4 protein-coding genes are annotated in these 4,343 nt (G+C 66.4%); 3 read left to right on the top strand and 1 reads right to left on the bottom strand.

Features of this window, described 5'->3' with window-relative positions; all coding sequences use genetic code 11:
• The 3 genes from VIR09_RS19070 to VIR09_RS19080 form a co-directional block, all read left to right on the top strand.
• The coding region (locus VIR09_RS19070) for a mechanosensitive ion channel family protein (RefSeq protein WP_332014288.1) at nt 1-1,108 on the top strand (1,108 nt) is incomplete at its 5' end.
• 118 nt (nt 1,109-1,226) lie between these two features.
• Nucleotides 1,227-3,284: an NAD(+) synthase gene (locus VIR09_RS19075; protein ID WP_332014289.1), complete on the top strand. Its 2,058-nt coding sequence runs from the start codon at nt 1,227-1,229 to the stop codon at nt 3,282-3,284.
• A gap of 130 nt (nt 3,285-3,414) precedes the next feature.
• Nucleotides 3,415-3,753: a P-II family nitrogen regulator gene (locus VIR09_RS19080; protein WP_013393295.1), complete on the top strand. Its 339-nt coding sequence runs from the start codon at nt 3,415-3,417 to the stop codon at nt 3,751-3,753.
• 128 nt (nt 3,754-3,881) lie between these two features.
• Here VIR09_RS19080 and VIR09_RS19085 read toward each other — a convergent pair.
• On the bottom strand, nt 3,882-4,343 hold a 462-nt coding region (locus VIR09_RS19085; protein WP_332014290.1), incomplete at its 5' end, for a type II secretion system F family protein.

The following is a 4,343-nucleotide window of genomic DNA, read 5'->3' on the forward strand; positions in this document are numbered from 1 at the left end:
CGCCGTGGTGTCGATAGGCATCGACCTGGTGCCCCACGTCGAGCGCGCCGTCACGATCGTGGGGCGGCTGGCGCACGCCGGGGCATGGATCTGCGTGTTCATGGCGTTTTCCGGGGTGTTGAGCGCCTGGCAGGACACCTATTCCGCGACCACGCGGGCGCAGACCCGCTCCATCAAGGGCTATATCCAGATCAGCAAGCTGATCCTGATGACGGTATGCACCGTTTTGGTGCTTTCCATCCTGATCGACCGCTCCCCGCTCTGGATGATATCCGGCCTGGGCGCGCTGTCCGCCGTGCTGCTGCTGGTGTTCAAGGACACGCTGCTGTCGCTGGTGGCCAGCACCCAGCTGACCAGCAACGACATGCTGCGCATCGGCGACTGGATCGAGATGCCGCAATCCAACGCCGACGGCTTCGTGAAGGACATCGCGCTGCATACGGTCAAGGTGCAGAACTGGGACAACACCGTCACCACGGTGCCCACCTACAAGCTGTTCTCGGAAAGCTACCGCAACTATCGCCACATGTTCGAATCCGGCGGGCGGCGCATCAAGCGCACCATCCGCATCGACGCGGCCAGCGTGCGCTTCCTGAGCGACGACGAGGCCCAACGGCTGATGCGTTTCCGCCTGCTGCACGACTACCTGCAGGCCAAGACCCACGATATCGCCCAGGCCAACCAGACCATGGGCGAGCTGGCCAGCGTGCCGGCCAACCGCCGCCGCCTGACCAATATCGGCACGCTGCGGACCTACGCGCTGGCCTACCTGAAGCAGAATCCCGAAGTCCGCCAGGACATGGCGATGATGGTGCGCATGATGGAGCCCACCTCCGAAGGCATTCCGGTCGAGGTCTATTGCTTTACGGCCGTGACCGCCTGGGTGGAGTACGAGCGCATCCAGGGCGACATCTTCGACCATCTGCTGGCCATCCTGCCCGAACTGGGCCTGCGCCTGTACCAGCAGCCTTCGGGCGCGGACATCGGCGCGATGGGCGTCCATCTGCGCGAAGGCGCCTTGCAGGCCGCGTTGGCTGTCGAGGGCGGCCGCCCGGGCCTGTCCGCGCCCTCGGAGCGCGGGCTGACCGACGCGAAGATGCCGCGCTAGGTCTGCGGGACCCGGAGTCCGTCATTTGGCGCGGCGGGTGCCAGGGGCGAATCCGCCGGCTGGGCGAAGGTGGCCCCGTGAGATAATCCACGGGTTGAAATCCCAGGCGATAGACCCGATGTCGAACCCGTTCTTCAACCTGTATTCCCACGGCTTTGCCCGGGTGGCCGTCGGCGTGCCCGAATGCAAGGTCGCGGACCCCGCGTTCAACGCCGCGCAGACCATTGCGCTGGCGCAGCAGGCCGCCCAGGGCGGCGCGGTGCTGGCGGCGTTTCCCGAACTGGGCCTGTCCGCCTACACCTGCGATGACCTGTTCCACCAGAAGGCCTTGCTGGACGAATGCGAGGCCGCGCTGGCGCAGGTGGTCGCGGCCACGGCCGAGATGGACATCGCCGTGATCGTCGGCGCGCCGCTGCGCGTGGCCCACCAGTTGTTCAATTGCGCCGTGGTCGCCGCCGGCGGCCGGGTGCTGGGCGTGGTGCCCAAGAGCTACCTGCCCAATTACGGCGAATTCTACGAAGCGCGCCAGTTCAGCGCCGGGGATTGCGCCATCGCGTCCGAGATCAGCCTGCTGGGCCAGACCGTGCCTTTCGGGTCCGAGCAGATCTTCCAGATGGAAAAGCTGCCGCTGTTTCAGTTCCACGTCGAAATCTGCGAGGACGTCTGGGTGCCCATCCCGCCGTCCTCCTACGCCGCGCTGGCCGGCGCCACCGTGCTGGTGAACCTGTCGGCCTCCAATATCGTGGTCGGCAAGTCCGAATACCGCCACCAACTGGTGGCGCAGCAGTCGGCGCGCTGCCTGTCGGCCTATATGTACACCTCCGCCGGGCGGGGCGAGTCTTCCACCGATATGGCCTGGGACGGCCAGGCGCTCATCTACGAAAACGGTGAACTGCTGGGCGAATCGGAACGCTTCCTCGGCCATTCCCATCTGCTGTTCGCGGACGTGGACCTCGAGCGCCTGTCGCGCGAACGCATGCGCCAGACCACCTTCGGCCAGTCGGTGCGCCGCCACCAGGACGAAGTCCGCAAGTTCCGCAGCGTGGCGGTGCCCGTGAACCCGCCGCTGGAAGACGCCGAACTTCCGCTGGAGCGGCGCGTGGCGCGCTTTCCCTATGTGCCGGCCGATCCGCAGCGCCGCGATGCCCGCTGCAAGGAGGTCTACAGCATCCAGGTGCAGGCGCTGGTCCAGCGCCTCTCGGCCAGCGGCATGTCCAAGGTTGTCATCGGCATTTCCGGCGGGTTGGATTCGACCCATGCGCTGCTGGTCTGCGCCAAGGCCATGGACGCGCTGGAGTTGCCGCGTTCCAATATCCTGGCGGTCACGATGCCCGGCTTCGCCACCAGTACGCGCACGCTGCAGCAGGCGCGCCAGTTGATGGAGGTGGTGGGATGCACGGCGTCCGAGATCGATATCCGGCCCAGCTGCCTGCAGATGCTCAAGGACCTGGGCCATCCCTATGCGGACGGCAAGCCGGTCTACGACATCACCTTCGAGAACGTGCAGGCCGGCGAACGCACCAACCACCTGTTCCGCATCGCGAATTTCAACCACGCCATCGTCATCGGCACCGGCGACCTGAGCGAGCTGGCGCTGGGCTGGTGCACCTACGGCGTGGGCGACCACATGTCGCACTACAGCGTCAACGCCAGCGTGCCCAAGACGCTCATAACCCACCTGGTACGCTGGGTGGCCGAATCCGGCCGCCTGGGCGACGAGGGGGCGCGGGTGTTGCTGGACGTGCTGGGTACCGACGTCAGCCCCGAATTGGTGCCCGGCGGCGCGGACGACAAGCCGGTCCAGAAAAGCGAAGACAGCATCGGCCCCTACGAGCTGCAGGACTTCAATCTGTACTACACGCTGCGCTACGGCTTCGCGCCGACCAAGGTCGCCTTCCTGGCGCTGGCAGCCTGGCGCGACCGCGAGGCCGGCGCCTGGCCCGAGGGCGGCCACGTGGCCCGCAACCAGTACGACCTGGCGGCCATCAAGCGCAACCTGAAGATTTTCCTGGACCGCTTCTTCCGCCTCAGCCAGTTCAAGCGCAGCTGCGTGCCCAACGCGCCCAAGGTCGGCTCCGGCGGTTCGCTGTCGCCGCGCGGCGACTGGCGCGCGCCCAGCGATTCCGAGTCGGTGGTGTGGATGCGCGACGCCGAACGCATTCCGGACGAAGCCTGACCGGGATGTCCCGCCAAGGGGGAACCCGGTATTTGGGCCCCCCTGGCGGGTGGTATTCTCTTATCCAACGCGCCCTGCGGCCATGCCAAGCCAGGGCGCCGCAACAGATCAAAAACCCAGGACGACCAACGTGAAACAAGTCACCGCCATCATCAAACCCTTCAAGCTCGACGAAGTCCGCGAAGCGCTGGCCGAAGTCGGCGTCAGCGGCCTGACCGTTACCGAAGTCAAGGGTTTCGGCCGCCAGAAAGGCCATACCGAGCTTTACCGCGGCGCCGAGTACGTGGTGGACTTCCTGCCCAAGATCCGCGTCGAAGTGGTGCTGCCCGACAGCCAGGTCGAAGCCGCCATCGAAGCCGTGGTCAAAGCGGCCCGCACCGGCAAGATCGGCGATGGCAAGATCTTCGTCACGCCGGTCGAACAGGCCATCCGCATTCGCACGGGCGAAAGCGACGAAGAGGCACTGTAAATTCCACGGGAATTGCGGCTGAGCGGGCAGACTGGACCTGCCGGCAGCCGCGAGACCTACGCTGGATTTTGCGGGTGTTGGGGCAGCAAGGTTCTGGCTGCTTCAACACCCGCAAATCATTACCGCGCCTAACGAATCAGCTGATTCATCTCCAGGATCGGGCTCATCACCGCCAGTACGATCAGCAGCACGAATCCCCCCATCAGCAATATCAGCGCCGGCTCCAGCAGGGCCGTCATGGCCATGGCGCGCCGCTCCAGGTCGCGCGACAGGTTCTGCGCGCCGCGGTCCAGCAGCTCGGGCAGGCGGCCGGTCTTCTCGCCGCTGGCGATCAGATGCACCAGCAGCGACGGAAACACTTTTTGAGCGCCCAGCGAGGCCGATAGCGGGGCGCCTTCGCGCACCCGCGCCGAGGCTTCATCCACCGCCTGGCGCAGCACGTCGTTGCCCAGGGTTCGGCGCGCCGCCTCCAGCGCCGTCAGCAACGCCACGCCGCTGCCTGAAAGTATCGCCAGCGTGGACGCGAAGCGCGCGGCGTTCACGCCCAGCACGAAGCGCCCGGCCAAGGGCAGCCGCAGCACGCGCGCATG

The sequence above is a fragment of the Achromobacter sp. genome, assembly GCF_036567245.1.
Classification (GTDB): domain Bacteria; phylum Pseudomonadota; class Gammaproteobacteria; order Burkholderiales; family Burkholderiaceae_B; genus Achromobacter.

Coding starts and splice junctions, on each gene's coding strand:
- VIR09_RS19075 (WP_332014289.1), top strand. CDS start 1,227: ATGTCGAACCCGTTCTTCAACCTGTATTCCCACGGCTTTGCCCGGGTG.